Genomic DNA, 17,127 nt, shown 5'->3' with positions numbered 1-17,127 from the left:
CGGCGGGCCGCCGACCATCCGCCCCCACCGCATCACTGCACGCATCGACCTGGAAGGACGCCCCCGTGGCCACCTCCGTACGGGCGACGGGTGGCGGCTCCGCGCCGCCCGCCGCACAAGCCCCGGGCTCCAGCGCCGGCCCCGGCTCCCACAGGCAGCCGCCCTCGGGCCGGAGCGGTTGGCGCAGCACGCTCTACCGCCTCGACCTGAAGGCGATCCCGTACGTCTTCATCGCTCCGTTCTTCCTCACCTTCGCGGTCTTCGGCCTCTTCCCCCTGATCTACACGGGCTGGCTCTCGCTCCACCGGGTCGAACTCGGCGGCAGCGCCCAGTGGAAGGGGCTGGAGAACTACAGCTCCCTGGCGACCAGCGAGTTCTTCTGGAACGCGCTCGCGAACACCTTCACCATCGGCGTGATCTCCACCGTTCCCCAGCTGCTGATGGCCCTCGGACTCGCGCACCTGCTCAACTACAAACTGCGCGGCCGGGGCTTCTTCCGCGTCGCGGTCCTCGCCCCGTACGCCACCTCCATCGCGGCGGCCACGCTCGTCTTCGCCCAGCTCTTCAACACCGACTACGGCCTGATCAACACGGTCCTGGGCTGGGTCGGCTTCGAGCCGGTCGCCTGGGAATCCTCCAAGTGGCCCGCCCAGATAGCCATTTCCACGATCGTGACCTGGCGCTGGACCGGCTACAACGCGCTCATCTACCTGGCCGCGATGCAGGCCGTACCGCAGGACCTCTACGAGGCCGCCGCGCTGGACGGGGCCTCGCGCTGGCGCCAGTTCATCAGCGTCACCGTCCCCTCCATCCGGCCGACGATCCTGTTCACCGTCATCGTCTCCACCATCGGCGCCACCCAGCTCTTCGGCGAACCGATGCTCTTCGGCGGCAGCGTCGGCATCAGCGGGGGCAGCGGGAACCAGTTCCAGACGCTGAGCCTGCTCATGTACGAGAAGGGCTGGGTGACCGGCGCACTGGGCCAAGCCTCCGCCATCGCCTGGGTCATGCTCCTGCTCCTCCTGCTCATCGGCGGCATCCAGGCGCTGATCACCCGCTCGAACCGCAACCGCAGCCATCGCCGAGGCAGCCGATCCGGCCACATCCGCACGAAGGCGGGGAGCTGAACCCATGACCCGCACACTCGAAAAGACCACCGCCGCGGCGCCGCGCACATGGCGTCGTCGCTCATCGGCGGGCCGTCAGCACCATGCGGGACCGCTGACGTACGTCCTGCTCGGCCTGGCCGCCCTCGTCTCCCTCTTCCCGCTGTACTGGAACCTCGTGGCCGCCTCCCACACCGGCGAGCGCGTGGTGGAGGCCCCGGCCCCGCTCCTGCCCGGCCCCCGGCTCTTCGACAACCTCGCCTTCGCCTGGAACCAAGTCGACATGGGCGAGGCCCTGGTCAACACCACCATCGTGGCCGGGCTCGTGGCCCTGTCCACCGTCCTGTTCTCCACCCTCGCCGGCTTCGCCTTCGCCAAACTGCCCTTCAAGGGCCGGGGCGCCCTGCTGGCTCTGGTGGTGGCCACGATGACGATCCCACCCCAGCTCAGCGTCATCCCCCTCTACCAGATCATCACCGACCTCGGCTGGGTCGACCAGCTCCAATCGGTCGTCCTGCCCTCCCTGGTCGCCGCCTTCGGCGTGTTCTTCATGCGCCAGTACCTCATCGAGGCGCTCCCGGTGGAACTCGTAGAGGCCGCCAGGATGGACGGCGCCCACAGCCTGCGCATCATCTGGCACGTGGTGTTCCCCGTGGCCCGGCCCGCGATGGCGGTCCTCGGAATGCTCGTCTTCGTCCAGGCCTGGAACGACTTCTTCTGGCCGTTCATCGCACTGACCCCGGACGGCAATCCGACCCTCCAGGTCGCCCTGGCCGGCCTCGGCGCGGGCAACCACACCGTCGACCAGGCCGTCGTCCTGACCGGCGCGCTCATCTCCACTCTGCCGCTGCTGCTCGTCTTCGCCGTACTCGGCAAGCACATCGTGGGCGGCATCACCGCCGGCGCCGTCAAGAACTGACGGCGTTCCTTGAGGAACGACCTGCCTCGTCGGCCTGTTCGTGCCCCCTCTTCCGGCACCGGTTCATCCGGCACGACTTCAACCACACTTACGTTGGGAGCGCTCTCCTATGACCGCGTCCGAGACCCGGCCACTCACCGCCACCCGCACCTTCCCGTCCGACTTCCTGTGGGGCACGGCCACCGCCGCGTACCAGATCGAGGGCGCGGCCCGTGAAGGCGGCCGGACCCCGTCCATCTGGGACACCTTCTCGCACACCCCCGGCAAGGTCTTCGAGGGCCATACCGGTGACGTGGCCGTCGACCACTACCACCGCTTCCCCGAGGACGTCCGGCTGATGTCCGAACTCGGCCTGGGTGCCTACCGGTTCTCCGTGTCCTGGTCGCGCGTCCAGCCGACCGGCCGCGGACCGGCGGTCCAAAAGGGCCTGGACTTCTACCGCAAGCTGGTCGACGAGCTGCTGGCCGCCGGCATCACACCCGCCCTCACCCTGTACCACTGGGACCTCCCCCAGGAGTTGGAGGACGCGGGCGGCTGGCCCGAGCGCGCCACCGCCGAGCGCTTCGCCGAGTACGCGGGGCTCGTCGCCGACGCCCTCGGAGACCGGGTCAAACACTGGATCACCCTCAACGAGCCCTGGTGCAGCGCCTTCCTCGGCTACGGCTCCGGCGTGCACGCCCCCGGCCGGACCGACCCGGTCGCCGCCCTGCGCGCCGCCCACCACCTCAACCTCGGCCACGGCCTCGCCATTCAGGCCCTGCGCGCCGCACTGCCCGCAGACGCCCAGCTCGCCGTCTCCCTCAACCTCCACGAGGTCCGCCCCCTGACCCCCTCGGCCGAGGACCGGGACGCGGCCCGGCGCATCGACGCCGTCGGCAACCGGATCTGGCTGGGCCCCATGCTCGAGGGCACCTACCCCGAGGACCTGCTCGCGGACACCGCGCACCTGACCGACTGGTCCTTCGTCCGCGACGGCGACACCGCCACGATCCACCAGCCGCTGGACCTGCTCGCCGTGAACTACTACACCCCGACCGTCGTCTCGCACGTCGCGCCCGGCGACCAGAAGCCGCAGGACGACGGCCACGGAAACAGCGAACACTCCCCCTGGCCCGGCGCGGACGAGGTCGCCTTCCACCAGGCGCCGGGCGCACGCACGGCGATGGGTTGGCCGGTCGACCCGAGCGCGCTGTACGACCTGCTGACCCGCACCGCCGCCCGGTACCCCGGACTGCCGCTCGTCATCAGCGAGAACGGAGCGGCGTACGAGGACGAGATCGGACCCGACGGCACGGTCCACGATCCCGAACGCGCCGCCTACATCCACGCCCACCTCGACGCCGTCCACCGGGCGATCACCGACGGAGTGGACGTACGCGGCTACTTCCTCTGGTCGCTCCTCGACAACTTCGAGTGGGCCTATGGCTACGCCAAACGTTTCGGTGCCATCCACGTCGACTACGACACCCTGAAGCGCACACCCAAATCGAGCGCGCACTGGTACGCCCGCGTGGCGAAGACGGGAGAGCTGCACGCTCCTGGCGGCGCGTAGCCCACGACGGCGCACCGATGCGCGGTGGACGGGTTCTGCGCCCTGGCCCGGTGAGCCTTCCCGGTCACATCACCAGTCAGCGGATGGGCAGGCGGGCGGGATCAGCGATGATCTGCCGGACGGTCGACCACGCCGCGCCCAGCACCGGTCCGCGGCGCCCCAGCACGGAGGGGCGCACCGCATCCGGGTCCCAGGGCCGGACGGTGACCCTCGCCGCCAGTTCGGCGCGTACCGACGGGAGGAGCCAGTCGGCGAGTTCGGCGTAGGCGCCGCCCAGCACGAGGCCGTCCGGGTCGATCAGGTTCACCGCCGAGGTCAGGGCGAGGCCCAGGGCCCGCCCTGCGCGGTCCAGGGCGCGCAGGGTGGCGGCGTGTCCGGCGGTTGCCCGCTCGGCGAGCAGGGCCACCGGGTCGCCGACGGGGCCCAGCCCGGCCTCGCGCAGCACGGCCGCCTCACCCGCGTACTGCTCCAGGCAGCCGCGTGCCCCGCAGGCGCAAGGGGCGCCCTCGGGGTGGACGGGCAGGTGCCCGAGTTCGCCCGCGAAACCGCGGGCGCCCCGGAACAGCTGCCCGCCGATGACCAGTGCGGCACCGATTCCGGCCTCGGCGGAGACGTGTACGAAGGTCTCGGCGGGGTTGCCCCGGTGCCACTGCTCGGCCAGCGCCCCGAGGTTGGCTTCGTTCTCCGGCTCCGGCGCGGTGTCGGGGTCGGGCCAGTGGTCGGCGAGGCGGACGGCGTGCCAGCCGAGGTTGGGAGCGTTCGCGACCAGTCCGCCCGGCTCGTTCGGCACCACCCCCGGCACGGCCAAGACGCGGCCCTCGACGCACAGGCCGAGGGCCGCGGCCTCGGACTCCGCCTCGGCGCCCAGCGCGGCGGCCTCCGCCAGCACCTCTCCGGCCGGCCGGCCCGCGTTGGCCCGCTCCACCCGACGCCAAACCCGGGGTTCACCGCGCAGGTCCACGACGCACGCGGCGAGATGGGTGACGCCGATCTCCAGGCCGAGGCCCGCGGGACCCCGATCGTTCAGGGCCAGCGCCCGTCCGGGGCGGCCGACCCGTCCGCTGGGCACGGTCTCCGTCTCGGTCAGCGCTCCCCGACCGATGAGCTCGTCGGCCATGGAGGAGACGGCCGGCCTGGTCAGGCCCGTGTGCCCGGCCACGTCCGCCCGGGAGAGCGGTCCGTGCGCGGCGACCACGCCGATCACCACCGCGAGGTTCCGCCGGCGCATCCCCTGCTGCGAGGCGGGCACGGCCTCCGCGCCCCCGCTCGCCCTGCCGGTCCCCGTCATCGGCCCGACCCTCCTATCGCTCTCCCGGCGGGACCTGCTGCAAGGCCCGCGCCCGCCGCAGCGTACTGGTGATCCGTTCGAGCGTGTCGTCGTCACGGGGTACGGGCTCCAGTACCCGGCCGTCGGCGGTCCGCCAGCGCCGGGCTACGGCGTCGGCAGGCTCACCGGTGAGCAGTGCGGCGGCCTGGGCGGCGGCCCCGAGCGCGACCAGTTCCCGGGCTTCGGGCACCTGGACCGCTCGCCCGGACAGTCGCAGGACGGTCCGCTGCCAGGCCCTGCCGCGGGCTCCGCCGCCGATCAGGAGGAGTGGTTCGCCGGGGGCGGGGCTCTCGCCTCCGGCGCGCAGCACGTCGTCCAGGGCCGCGAGCAGGGCGTGGGCGGCGCCGTCGTAGGCGGCCTGGAGCAGCTGGCCCGGCGTCGTGTCGTGGCGCAGGCCGTGGACCAGGCCGGAAGCGCCCGGGAGGTCGGGGGTGCGCTCGCCGTCCAGGTAGGGAAGCACCACCGCCGTGCCGCCTCCCTCGACGTCCTCCCGGTCGCGGCCGACGAGGGCGGCGAAGCGGTCGACGGCGAGGGTGCAGTTGAGCGTGCAGGCGAGCGGCAGCCAGCCGCCGAGGGCATCGGCGAAGCCTGCGACGGTTCCGCCCGGGTCGGTGGGCCGGGTCCGGCCGACGGCGTAGACGGTGCCGGAGGTACCGAGGCTCAGCACCGGACGTCCGGGGGTCAGGCCCAGCCCGAGGGCGGCGGCCATGTTGTCGCCGGTCCCGGTCGCCACCAGTGCGCCCTCGCGCAGCGGCATCCCGGCTCGGACGACGCCCGCCCGGGCTCCCGGCGGGAGGACCTGCGGCAGCAGCCCGGGGTCGAGGCCGATCCGGCCGAGGACGTCGGTGTCGTAGCCGTCCGGGCCCCACCAGCCGGTTCCCGACGCGTCTCCGCGGTCCGTCACCGCCTCACCGGTCAGCCGCTCCGTCAGGAAGTCGTGGGGAAGCCGGACGGCCGCGACGCGGTCGGCGGCGGCACGCTCGTTCGTGTGCAGCCAGGCCCATTTGGCGGCCGTGAAGGCGGCCGTGGGGACGCTTCCGGTGCGGCGGGCGAGCTCTGCCGCCCCGAACGCGGCCGCGAGTTCGGCGGCCTGCGGGGCGGAGCGGACGTCGTTCCAGAGGAGCGCCGGGCGCACCGGCCGTCCGGCCGCGTCGAGGGTGACCAGGCCGTGCTGCTGACCGGCGATCGAGCAGGCGGCGGTGCGATCCGCCCAGCCGGTGCCCGCCGTGGCCTCGCCGAGCGCCCGCCACCACTGTTCGGGGTCGCTCTCGCGTCCGGCGCCCGCGCTGACGGCGTGAGCGGCGCGGCCCTCGCCCACGACGGCGCCTGTGTCGATGTCGACGGCGAGGGCTTTCGTTGACTGGGTCGAGCTGTCGACACCGATCACGACTCGCTGAGCGGACATGCGTTCCTCCGGTGGGGTTCCGTCTGGCGTCTCGGCATACTAATTTGTTTTTCGCCATTACAAATAGCCCTCGGCCCAGATCCGGAGCGCCTCATGACCAGCGACCCGCTCGTCCCCACCCCCGCGCACAGGTTCACCTTCGGTCTGTGGACCGTCGGCTGGCAGGGCCGGGACCCCTTCGGCGACGCCACCCGACCCGCCCTCGACCCCGTCGAGAGCGTGGAGCGGCTGGCCGGGCTCGGCGCCTACGGCGTCACGTTCCACGACGACGATCTGATCCCCTTCGGCGCCGGCGAGGCCGCCCGCGAGCAGGCGGTCAAGCGCTTCCGCACCGCACTCGACAGGGCCGGGCTGAAGGTCCCGATGGCCACCACCAACCTCTTCACCCACCCGGTGTTCAAGGACGGCGCCTTCACCGCGAACGACCGGGACGTGCGCCGGTACGCGCTGCGCAAGACGATCCGCAACATCGACCTGGCCGTGGAACTCGGCGCCTCGGTCTACGTCGCCTGGGGCGGCCGCGAAGGCGCGGAGTCGGGCGCGGCCAAGGACGTGCGCTCCGCCCTCGACCGACTGAAGGAGGCCTTCGACCTGCTGGGCGAGTACGTCGAGAACCAGGGATACGACCTGCGCTTCGCGATCGAACCCAAGCCCAATGAGCCGCGCGGCGACATCCTGCTGCCCACCATCGGCCACGCCCTGGCGTTCATCAACGAGCTGGAGCGGCCCGAGCGGGTCGGCCTCAATCCGGAGGTCGGCCACGAGCAGATGGCCGGGCTGAACTTCCCGCACGGCATCGCCCAGGCCCTGTGGCACGACAAGCTGTTCCACATCGACCTCAACGGCCAGACGGGCATCAAGTACGACCAGGACCTGCGCTTCGGCGCGGGCGACCTGCGCCAGGCCTTCTGGCTGGTCGACCTGCTGGAGTCGGCCGGCTACGACGGCCCCCGTCACTTCGACTTCAAGCCGCCGCGCACCGAGGACTCCGCCGGCGTCTGGGCTTCGGCGGCCGGCTGCATGCGCAACTACCTGATCCTGGCGGAGCGTGCCCGAGCCTTCCGGTCCGATCCGGAGGTCCGGGCCGCGCTCGCCGCCTCCCGGCTGCCCGAACTGGCCCTCCCCACCGCCGCGGACGGCCTGGCCGGGCTGCTGGCCGACCCGTCCGCCTTCGACGCGTTCGACGTCGACGCCGCCGCCCGCCGCGGCATGGCCTTCGAGCAGCTGGACCAGCTCGCCCTCGAACACCTCCTCGGCGCCCGCTGAGCCGGTGCACCCAAGATCCGGGCCGTGGCGTTCCACGGCCCGGATCCGCCGCGCCTTGGCCGCCGGTACAGGATGAGGAACCCCAGCCGATGCGCGGCTGGGGTTCCTCGGTGCGGCGCGTATCGGTCAGCAGGTGGAGTCGCCCACGCCGTAAACCGCTCGTCTACGCGTCGACGGACCGCACCCCATCGCGATCACCGTGGTTCAGGCGGGTCAGCGCTGCAGGGTGAGCAGACCCGGCCGGTACGGCAGCTTCAGGTAATCGGTGCCCTCCGGCGTGTTGGTGGGGAGGCCCTGGTAGAGGAACCGCAGGTTGCAGGGATCGATGGTCATGGTCTGGTCGGGGTTGTTGCGGACCAGGTCACCGTGGCTGACGCCCTTGGCCCAGGTGGAACCGCTGTTGGCCTGACCCGCGAAGGGGCTGCTCTCGCTGCCGGCCTGGACGGTCCACGGACCGTCCAGGCTGGAGGCGGTGAACGAGCGGAAGTAGCGGTTCGAGCCCTGCGCCTCAACGATCATGAGGTACTGGTTCCGGCCCTGGACCTTGTAGACCTCCGGCGCCTCGAACAGAAGGTCCGTCGCGTCGCTCATGACCGTCGTGTACGAGGAGCCGAAGTTGCCCGGGAAGTTCCCGATCGGCATGCTCGCCCGGTAGATCTTGCCGTTGTCGGCGGCGAAGAACAGGTACATGTTCTGGTCATCGGCGATCATGGTCGGGTCGATCGGGGCGTCCCTCCGGTCCCCGGGTCCCACGGGCAGGCTGCCGGTGAACAGCGGCTGCGCGGCGGACCAGCCGTTGGGGTTGGTGGGGTCGCTGGAGGTGCGGTAGTAGAGCGGCCACTGACTCCACTGGGACACCATCACCCAGACGTCCTTGGGCGCGAAGTAGAACAGTTCGGGCGCCACCGCGGGTTCGTTCATCCTGGTCTGGGTGGCCGCCCCCATGTCCGACCAGTTCGTGAAGGGGCTGAACGCCGTCGAGCCCCATGCCGTTCCGCTGGAGGTGGTCGCGTAGACCAGGTGCTTGCCGTTGTACGTGGTGGTGGAGAAGTCCTTCAGCGCCAGCTGCCCGTTCGCCGGCTGCGCCAGCGGACCCGTCGAGGTCCACCGGTAGGCCGACGGAAGAGCACACGCGTTGCTCACCCCGGACAGGCCGGTCCACTTCTGGTTGGTGCCACCGTGGCACGACCACATCTGCGCCCCCGTGCCGTTGGCCGTGCCCCAGCCCGAGACCTCCAGGCACAGCCCGGACCGCACGCCGACGATCGTGCCGTCGGGGTTCACCCGCCACTGCTGGTTCTCACTGCCGTTGCACGTCCAGATCTGCACCGGGGTCCCGGACGTGGTGGCGCCGCCCCGGACATCCAGGCACTTGTTGCCGTACACGGTCAGCTGGCTGCTGTCCGTCAACGTCCACTGCTGGTTGGTTCCACCGTGGCAGTCCCAGATGTGCACGTTTGCTCCGTCTGTCTGGCCGAAGCCCGCCACATCGAGACAGCGGCCGGAGGCGACACCGCGCAAGTCGCTGGTGGTGGCCGCCTGAGCCGGGGCGGCTACGAGCAGCGCCGCCAACGCGGCCAGGGCGGCGACCGCGGCGGCGAGCACCGCGGACAGGCGGCTGCGGCTGCGGCTGCCGCTGCCGCTGCCGCTGCCGCTGGAACTTCGTCTGCGCATTTGGATCTCCTTTGTGACCGGATGAGCTGTCACACGGTTGAGGCAGGGGCGACCCGCCCTCGGCACCTGCGGATCCGGCCGCACGGCGCGTCGCAGCGGCCGAGCGTCGGTGTGGCGACAAGGTGTGGCCCCTGCGGTGATGGGGGACGCCGGAGCATTGTTAGCGCTAACAATTTGCAGCTCGCACATCGGCGTTGGAGGCAGGAGACCAGGGGCCTGAGCGACTGTCAAGATCTTCTACAAGAATCCGCCTGATCACTGAAGAGACATCAGGACGGTAAATTCTGGAGGCAGTTGACGAAGTCGAGGCTCAGTAAGTCGACCCCGCCCCGTAACGGGAACGAGCTGCCCGCCTGAAGCCAAACGGCTCTGCCGCGGACTGAGGCGGCCTGGAACGGCGCGTGGTCACGGATCACGACCGGGAGGGCATTGCCGCGGCGCCGGGCGAGGGTGAGAACGTCTCGCCGGTCGGGGCCGGCGAAGGCGGTGAGTTCACCGCCGGTCGCGGCGACGGACTCCGCGGGCTGCGAGCGCGGCCGCCCCGCCGACCTCACGGTTACGGAGCCATGCCTCCAGCCGCCTGACACCCATGCGGCGGATCGCGGCCGGGGTCCGGTAGGCGGTCAGCAAGAATCCGTCTCGTCGCTCATGACGCGGCGGGGCGGCTCGGGCACGATTCCCTCCGCGAGTTCGCCGTTCCCGCAGCCGACGTCGTCCTACAAGCGACCGAGTCGCGACGCCATGGGACCCTCGGCCGGCTGCTGAAACCGACCGCGGCGTGCGGCACGGAACTGGCGCGCCGGGCCGGTGCACTGACGGCGGAGATCCCATGCGCGATCGTGTCGACGTCTTCCAGGCCCTGGTCGAACGGCGGGGTCGAGTCGAAGCCGACCACGCCGAGGGTGTGCGAGCCGCGGGTGACCCGGACACGGGCAGCGGGGTCGGGCCAGTGGTCCAGCTCCCGGAATTTCCGCGCGCGTCCGCTCCCGCACTCCGGACGTATGCCCCGACAGCGATCCGAACAGACCCTTGACGGACCACTTGTGAGCGTTAACACTCAGGTATCGCCAGGCCGGAGCCGCCGCGAACCCGGACTTCACACCGTGCGAGGAAACGACCCCCGGCCGGCCCCGCTCGACCGCTTCCGGCTTCTCCCAACCGGGTCGCACCGTGCCGGTCGCGGAACATCACTGGAGGAACTGTGCGGAAGCTTTCAGCCGGCCTTGTCACCCTGGGCCTGACGCTGTCGCTGGCAGCCTGCGGCCAGAGCGCCAACGGAGCAGGCGAGGGCGGGGGTGGCGGGGAGACCAAAGGCGGCCTCGTCGGCATCGCGATGCCGACCAAGTCGTCGGAGCGCTGGATCAATGACGGCAACAACATGGTCAAGGAGTTCCAGGCCAAGGGTTACAAGACCGATCTCCAGTACGGCGACAACGTCGTGGAGAACCAGGTCTCCCAGGTGGAGAACATGATCACAAAGGGCGCCAAGCTGCTGGTGATCGCCGCCATCGACGGTTCCTCGCTCACCAACGTGCTGCAGAAGGCCGCCGACGCCCACGTCCCCGTCATCTCCTACGACCGGCTGATCCGCGGCACCGGGAACGTCGACTACTACGCGACCTTCGACAACCACAAGGTGGGCGTCCTCCAGGGCAGTTACATCGTCGACAAGCTCGGCCTCAAGGACGGCAAGGGCCCGTTCAACATCGAGCTGTTCGCCGGCTCACCGGACGACAACAACGCCACCTTCTTCTTCAACGGTGCGATGAGCGTCCTCAAGCCGTACATCGACGACAAGAAGCTGGTCGTGCAGAGCGGTCAGACCTCCTTCAATCAGGTCGCCACGCTGCGCTGGGACGGCGGCCTCGCCCAGTCCCGGATGGACAACCTGCTGAGCAAGTCGTACACCGCCGCACGCGTCGACGCCGTGCTCTCGCCGTACGACGGCATCTCGATCGGCATCATCTCCTCGCTCAAGGGCGTCGGCTACGGCGCCGGCCAGCCCATTCCCGTCGTCACGGGCCAGGACGGCGAGCTGGCCTCGGTGAAGTCGATCATCGCGGGCGAGCAGACCCAGACCGTCTACAAGGACACCCGCCAACTGGCCAAGGCGGCAGTCCAGATGGGCGACGCGCTCTTGACGGGCGGCAAGCCCGAGGTCAACGACACCGCCCAGTACAACAACGGCGTCAAGACCGTACCGGCACAGCTGCTCCAGCCGGTCAGCGTCGACAAGGAGAACTACCAGAAGGTCCTGGTGGACAGCGGCCAGTACACCGCGGACCAGCTGAAGTAGCCCACGGAGCCCGACCGACGGGTCCGGCGACGAAGAAACGGCGGTGCGACGCCCGCGGGACCGCCCGGCGCCGCACCGCCCCGACGATACGGATGCACAACCATGGCCCGACCCGTTCTCGAGATGCGGTCGATCAGCAAGACCTTTCCCGGTGTAAAGGCCCTCTCCGAGGTCAACCTGACCGTCGCCGCCGGTGAGGTGCACGCCATCTGCGGCGAGAACGGCGCCGGCAAGTCCACGCTGATGAAGGTGCTCAGCGGGGTCCACCCCCACGGCGGCTACCAGGGCGAGATCTACTTCGAGGGCGAGCCCTGCCGGTTCCGGGACATCCGGGCCAGCGAGCAGCGCGGCATCGTGATCATCCACCAGGAACTCGCGCTGGTGCCCTACCTGTCCATCGCCGAGAACATCTTTCTCGGCAACGAGCACGCCACCCGGGGCGTCATCAGCTGGCACAAGACGCTGACCCACGCCGCCGCACTGATCCGGCAGGTCGGACTCGACGAGAGCCCGCACACCAGGATCGCCGATCTCGGCGTGGGCAAACAGCAGTTGGTCGAGATCGCCAAGGCGCTCGCCAAGAAGGTGAAGCTGCTCATCCTGGACGAGCCGACGGCCGCCCTGAACGACGAGGACAGCCGCAAGCTGCTCGACCTGATCCTCGAACTCAAGGCACAGGGCATCTCCTGCGTCCTCATCTCGCACAAACTGAACGAGATCGCCCGGGTCGCCGATGCCGTCACCATCCTGCGCGACGGACGGACCATCGAGACCATCGCGATCGGCCCCGAGGGCATCTCCGAGGAGCGGATCATCCGCGGCATGGTCGGCCGCGACCTGGAACACCGCTACCCCGAGCGCGCCCCCGAGATCGGCGAGGTCGTCTTCGAGATCGAGGACTGGAGCGTCCAGCACCCGATCGACCACCGGCGCAAGGTGGTCGACGGCGCCTCGCTCCACGTCCGTCGAGGCGAGATCGTCGGCATCGCCGGCCTCATGGGAGCCGGCCGCACCGAACTGGCCATGAGCGTCTTCGGCCGCTCGTACGGGCGGTGGACCGGCGGCCGGGTGCGGCTGGACGGCCGGGAGATCCGCACCCGCACGGTGCCGGAGGCGATCGGGCACGGCATCGCGTACGTGACCGAGGACCGCAAGCAGCTCGGCCTCAACCTGGGCGACGACATCAGCCGGAACATCTCGCTGAGCGCCCTGGGCAAGGTCGCCCGGCGGGGCTGGGTCGACCGGCACGAGGAGGCGCGGATCGCCGAATCGTTCCGCCGGAGCATGAACATCAAGGCCCCCTCGGTGTTCGCGGAGACCGGCAAACTCAGCGGTGGCAACCAGCAGAAGGTCGTCCTCAGCAAATGGATCTTCGCCGAGCCGGGCGTGCTGATACTCGACGAACCCACCCGGGGCATCGACGTCGGTGCCAAGGCGGAGATCTACACCGTCATCGCCGAACTCGCCGACCAGGGCAAGACGGTGCTCGTCATCTCCTCCGAACTTCCCGAACTCCTGGGCCTGTGCGACCGGATCTACACCATGGCCGAAGGCCGGATCACCGGTGAGGTCAACCGCGCGGAAGCCACCCAGGAATCCCTCATGCGGCTCATGACCACGAGCGCGGCATACCCCGACAAGCAGGTGTGAGGCATGGCCCAGACCAAGACCACCCCGGACACCACGCCCCGCACACCGCTGCGCGGCCAACGACCGTCAGCCGGTGCCGTACTGGCCCGAGCGCTGCGCGGCAACCTGCGCCAGTACGGGATGCTGCTCGCGCTGGCGCTGATCGTGCTGCTGTTCCAGTTCTGGACGGACGGCATCCTGCTCCAGCCGCTCAACATCACCAACCTGATCCAGCAGAACGGCTACATCCTCATCCTGGCCATCGGCATGATGATCGTCATCATCGCCGGGCACATCGACCTGTCGGTCGGGTCGCTCGCCGCCTTCGTCGGGGCGGCCGCGGCGGTGATGATGGTCAAACACCACGCGCCGTGGCCCGTGGCGCTGGTGGCCGCGCTGCTGATCGGGGCTCTCGCCGGAGCCTGGCAGGGCTTCTGGATCGCCTATCTCGGGATCCCCTCGTTCATCGTCACGCTGGCCGGCATGCTGCTGTTCCGCGGTGGGACCCAGATCCTCCTGCAGGGTCAGTCGGTGGCGCCGTTCCCCAAGGGCTTCCAGAACATCAGCAGCGGCTTCCTTCCCGCGGTCGGCCCCCACACCAACTACCACAACCTCACCCTGCTGCTGGGCCTCGTGGTGCTGGCCGTCGCGATCCTGCAGGAGGTGCGCGGACGGCGGCGGGCCGCCTCGTACGGGCTGGAACCGCTCCCGGCCGGTCTGTTCCTGGTGAAGCTCGGCGCGATCACCGCGGCCGTGGTGGCCTTCACACTGCTGCTGGCCAGCTACCACGGGGTGCCGATCGTCCTGCTGATCCTCGGCGTCCTGCTGGTCGGCTTCGGATACGCGATGCGCAACTCGATCCTCGGCCGGCACACCTACGCCATCGGCGGAAACGAGGCGGCGGCGAGGCTGTCCGGGGTGAAGAGCAAGCGGGTCGTCTTCCTGGCCTTCGTGAACATGGGCGTCCTCGCGGCCCTGGCCGGGATGGTGTTCGCCGCGCGGCTCAACGCCGGTACGCCGCAGGCCGGCATCAACTTCGAGCTGGAGGCGATCGCCGCCGCCTTCATCGGCGGCGCCTCCGCGAGCGGCGGTGTGGGCACCGTCCTCGGCGCCATCATCGGCGGTCTGGTGCTGGGCGTGCTGAACAACGGCATGTCGCTGGTCGGCGTGGGCACGGACTACCAGCAGGTGATCAAGGGCCTGGTACTTCTGGCGGCCGTCGGCTTCGACGTCTACAACAAGCGCAAGGCCGGAGGCTGACCCCGCCCCTCCCCGGCGCGGCGCCGTGCGCCCGCTCGGGGAGGATCGCTCCGGTCGTCATGCCTGTCCCTCCGCGGGGCGGTTGGAGACCCTGCTCATCCAGTGAGCGGAAAGGTGCGGGACACCGCTGCCCGGCCGCTCTGAAGGGCCCGCCGCGCGCCTGCTTCCCACCGTCGGCAACCTTTTCGCGTCCTGCGGCGACCAGGCAGTGCACCTCGACTCGGATCTTCGAACGGACGGACATGCACACTGCACGGCAGGCCGCGCGGCAGCGCAGGCGCAGACACAGGCTGATGCTCGGTACGGCGGTGATACTGACCGCCGCGGGCGTCCTCTTCTGCCTGGTGACGGCCATGCTCCCCGGCCCCGAAGCCAGGGCCGGGGCCGGGGCCGGGGCCCGCGCGGGGGCCGGCGTGGCCGCCCCCGCCGCCACCCGTATGGGAGCCACTCCCCCGGCCCCGACGAGCCCGGCACCCCCGGCGGCCGGCTCGCCTGCCGCGGCGACCCCGAGCGCGACCGCCACAGCAACCACCGCGGCGGCGCCCCCGCCCGCGGCGAAGAAGACCCCACCGGCGGCATCCACCCCGGCACCGTCGGCAGGACGCATCCGGCCGGATACCTCCTACAAGGGCGTCGCCACCGCCTACGCCGCCGCCGACGGCAACGGCGCCTGCCTGTTCGGCCCGAGCGACGACCTCATGATCGCGGCGATGAACACCACCGACTACGAGTCGTCCAGGGCCTGTGGCGCGTACGTGCGCGTCCGCGCCGCGAACGGCGCCTCGATCACGGTCCGGATCACCAACGAATGCCCGCTCCCCTGCGCGCCCGGACAACTGGACCTCAGCGAACAGGCCTTCGCGAAACTGGCCGAGCTCAAGGTCGGCCGCATCCCGATCACCTGGAGCCTGGTGAGCCCCCGCACGTCCGACACCCTCTCCCTCCGGTACAAGACCGGGTCCAGCGCTTATTGGTGCGGCATCCAGGTGATCGACCACCGGAATCCGGTCGCACGGCTGGAGGTACGCACCAGCCAGGGCTGGCGGAAGCTGCCCCGTACCGACTACAACTACTTCCTCTCCGCCGACGGCGGTGGGTGCGGCGGCGCGATAAGGATCACCGACATCTACGGAGAGCAGTTGACGGTCGACGGGACCGCGCTGCTGCCGAACGTCGCACAACCGACCAGGGTCCAGTTCGCCGCGCACTGAGACCTCACCGCGGCGGCGGGGTGGCGGAGCCGGGGCACGCCGCATCGGCGCGCCCCGGCCAACCGGGCACTGGTACGCTGCCGCCCGGATGTTAGCGCACACATTTTGCGGAGGGGACGACCAACGGACATGGTCCTCGATGACGCGTCCGCGGAGTTCCACGACTTCTTCGAACGCCACTACGCCGAACTCGCCCGGTTCGCCCGTCTCCTGACGGGCGAGGCGGACGGCGCCGACGATCTGGCCGCGGACGCCCTGCTCGCGCTGTGGCAGCGCTGGGACCGGCTGCGCCAGGCCGAGTACCCGCTCGCCTACGCCCGTGGCGTGGTCGCCAACCTGGCACGGTCGCGGATCCGCAGCACGGTGCGCGAGCGCCGCCGGATCGCCCTGTTCTGGTCCCGCGGTGCGGAGCCGTTGTACGGTCCGGACGTGGCCGGCGTGGTGGACGTGCGGACCGCTCTCGCCCGGTTGCCGTTCCGGAAGCGGTCGTGCGTGGTCCTGCGGCATGCCTTCGACCTGTCCGAGAAGGACACCGCTCTGGCGCTCGGAATATCGGTCGGTACGGTGAAGAGCCAGACCTCGAAGGGAATGGCCGAGCTGGAACGGATGCTGGGCAGCACAGGAGCAGCCGGGGAACTGCTGGCGGGGAGGAGGAGCCGTTGAACGAGGAACTCGCCAGGCGGCTGCGCGCGGCCGCCGAGGCCCACCAGCCCGACCGTGCCCGGATCCTGGCACGCGTGGAACGCGGCATCTCCGGTGCCCCCGTCCGCCACCCCGAGTCTTCGGGCGCGAGGCCCTGGCCCAGGATCGCACTCGCTTCCCTGGCCGCGGCCGGCACTCTGGCGGTCGGCGGCTTCGCCGTCGCCGCCATCGTCCAGTCGCCGCCGGCCCCGGCGGATGTCTCGGCCACCCCCGTCGCTCCCTCCGTGCCGTCCGCGCCGTCCGGGACTCCCCGGCCGACACCGTCGGCGCCCGCCACCGGCCGGCCGGCCACGCCGGACCGTTCGTCCCCGACGGGCCCCAGCCCTTCGCCATCAGGCGCCCTGGGCTCGGCCCGGCCGGGCGACGCGCACGTCCAGGACGGGCCTCTGTCGTCGGCCGGCTCCTTGGGCACGAACGGCAACAGCTTCTGGGCGCAGAGCAACATCACCCTGAAGTCCACCCAACCGCTCACCGCACTCACCGTGGAACTGCGCATCACGCAGACCGGCGGGGTGCGGAACACCGGCAACTGGCGGACGCTGCCCGCCGAGGATTTCACCGTCACCGTGCGGAACGAGGGCGGAGCAGTGGTCTACCGCTGGATTCTCAAGCCGGGCCGCACGGTACCGGCCGGACAGCATGTCTTCGCCGGCCAGTACAACCACGCCGCCGGCGCACGCGAGGTCGAGCACGACGGCTACCGCGTCGACGCCGACGGTCCCCGCGGCGCCCTCTCGGTCCGGGGCGGCTTCACCCCGGCACGATGAGGCCGTGCCGCTT

At 70.7% G+C, this 17,127-nt stretch carries 13 protein-coding genes; 10 read left to right on the top strand and 3 right to left on the bottom strand.

Annotated elements, in window-relative coordinates; all coding sequences use genetic code 11:
- The first annotated feature begins 65 nt into the window (after window positions 1-65).
- The 3 genes from OG730_RS40615 to OG730_RS40605 all read left to right on the top strand — a co-directional run bounded on the left by OG730_RS40615 (window position 66) and on the right by OG730_RS40605 (window position 3,577).
- The gene (locus OG730_RS40615) at window positions 66-1,127 is read left to right on the top strand and encodes a carbohydrate ABC transporter permease (protein ID WP_327309012.1); all 1,062 of its coding nucleotides are present in this window, start codon (window positions 66-68) and stop codon (window positions 1,125-1,127) included.
- Between the two features lie 4 nt (window positions 1,128-1,131).
- Window positions 1,132-2,025, top strand: a complete 894-nt coding sequence (locus tag OG730_RS40610) for a carbohydrate ABC transporter permease (RefSeq protein WP_327309011.1) — start codon at window positions 1,132-1,134, stop codon at window positions 2,023-2,025.
- A gap of 109 nt (window positions 2,026-2,134) precedes the next feature.
- Window positions 2,135-3,577, top strand: coding sequence for a GH1 family beta-glucosidase (locus OG730_RS40605; RefSeq protein ID WP_327309010.1), 1,443 nt, complete (start codon window positions 2,135-2,137; stop codon window positions 3,575-3,577).
- 76 nt (window positions 3,578-3,653) lie between these two features.
- On the opposite strand, the gene OG730_RS40600 is transcribed toward OG730_RS40605, so the two are convergent.
- Together OG730_RS40600 and xylB are read right to left on the bottom strand one after the other, a co-directional pair.
- Window positions 3,654-4,865 (bottom strand): ROK family protein, encoded by a 1,212-nt coding sequence (locus OG730_RS40600; protein WP_327309009.1) that lies wholly within the window; start codon window positions 4,863-4,865, stop codon window positions 3,654-3,656.
- 13 nt (window positions 4,866-4,878) lie between these two features.
- Window positions 4,879-6,309, bottom strand: a complete 1,431-nt coding sequence (gene xylB, locus OG730_RS40595) for a xylulokinase (protein WP_327309008.1) — start codon at window positions 6,307-6,309, stop codon at window positions 4,879-4,881.
- A 93-nt stretch (window positions 6,310-6,402) separates the two neighbouring features.
- Here xylB and xylA point away from each other — a divergent pair, with 93 nt between their 5' ends.
- Window positions 6,403-7,575: a xylose isomerase gene (xylA, locus tag OG730_RS40590; RefSeq protein ID WP_327309007.1), complete on the top strand. Its 1,173-nt coding sequence runs from the start codon at window positions 6,403-6,405 to the stop codon at window positions 7,573-7,575.
- Window positions 7,576-7,788: 213 nt separating this feature from the next.
- Here the strand turns inward: xylA and OG730_RS40585 are convergent, their stop codons facing one another.
- Window positions 7,789-9,249: a non-reducing end alpha-L-arabinofuranosidase family hydrolase gene (locus tag OG730_RS40585; protein WP_327309006.1), complete on the bottom strand. Its 1,461-nt coding sequence runs from the start codon at window positions 9,247-9,249 to the stop codon at window positions 7,789-7,791.
- A 1,201-nt stretch (window positions 9,250-10,450) separates the two neighbouring features.
- On the opposite strand from OG730_RS40585, the gene chvE reads away from it, so the two are divergent.
- From chvE to OG730_RS40555, 6 genes are all read left to right on the top strand, one after another.
- On the top strand, window positions 10,451-11,545 hold the full coding sequence (chvE, locus tag OG730_RS40580) for a multiple monosaccharide ABC transporter substrate-binding protein (RefSeq protein WP_327309005.1): 1,095 nt from the start codon (window positions 10,451-10,453) through the stop codon (window positions 11,543-11,545).
- A gap of 102 nt (window positions 11,546-11,647) precedes the next feature.
- Complete coding sequence (gene mmsA, locus OG730_RS40575; RefSeq protein ID WP_327309004.1) at window positions 11,648-13,195, top strand: multiple monosaccharide ABC transporter ATP-binding protein; 1,548 nt, start codon at window positions 11,648-11,650, stop codon at window positions 13,193-13,195.
- A 3-nt stretch (window positions 13,196-13,198) separates the two neighbouring features.
- A complete protein-coding gene (gene mmsB, locus OG730_RS40570) occupies window positions 13,199-14,434 on the top strand; it encodes a multiple monosaccharide ABC transporter permease (RefSeq protein WP_327309003.1) in 1,236 nt (411 codons plus the stop codon).
- 242 nt (window positions 14,435-14,676) lie between these two features.
- Window positions 14,677-15,645: an expansin EXLX1 family cellulose-binding protein gene (locus tag OG730_RS40565; protein ID WP_327309002.1), complete on the top strand. Its 969-nt coding sequence runs from the start codon at window positions 14,677-14,679 to the stop codon at window positions 15,643-15,645.
- Between the two features lie 129 nt (window positions 15,646-15,774).
- The gene (locus OG730_RS40560; protein WP_327309001.1) at window positions 15,775-16,308 is read left to right on the top strand and encodes a SigE family RNA polymerase sigma factor; all 534 of its coding nucleotides are present in this window, start codon (window positions 15,775-15,777) and stop codon (window positions 16,306-16,308) included.
- A complete protein-coding gene (locus tag OG730_RS40555; RefSeq protein ID WP_327309000.1) occupies window positions 16,305-17,114 on the top strand; it encodes a hypothetical protein in 810 nt (269 codons plus the stop codon). The genes OG730_RS40560 and OG730_RS40555 overlap by 4 nt, the downstream gene beginning before the upstream one ends.
- Window positions 17,115-17,127: the final 13 nt, after the last annotated feature.

Source organism: Streptomyces sp. NBC_01298 (genome assembly GCF_035978755.1).
Classification (GTDB): Bacteria; Actinomycetota; Actinomycetes; order Streptomycetales; family Streptomycetaceae; genus Streptomyces.
Note: the sequence above shows the minus strand (reverse complement) of the source record. Positions and strands in the feature narration are given on the sequence as shown.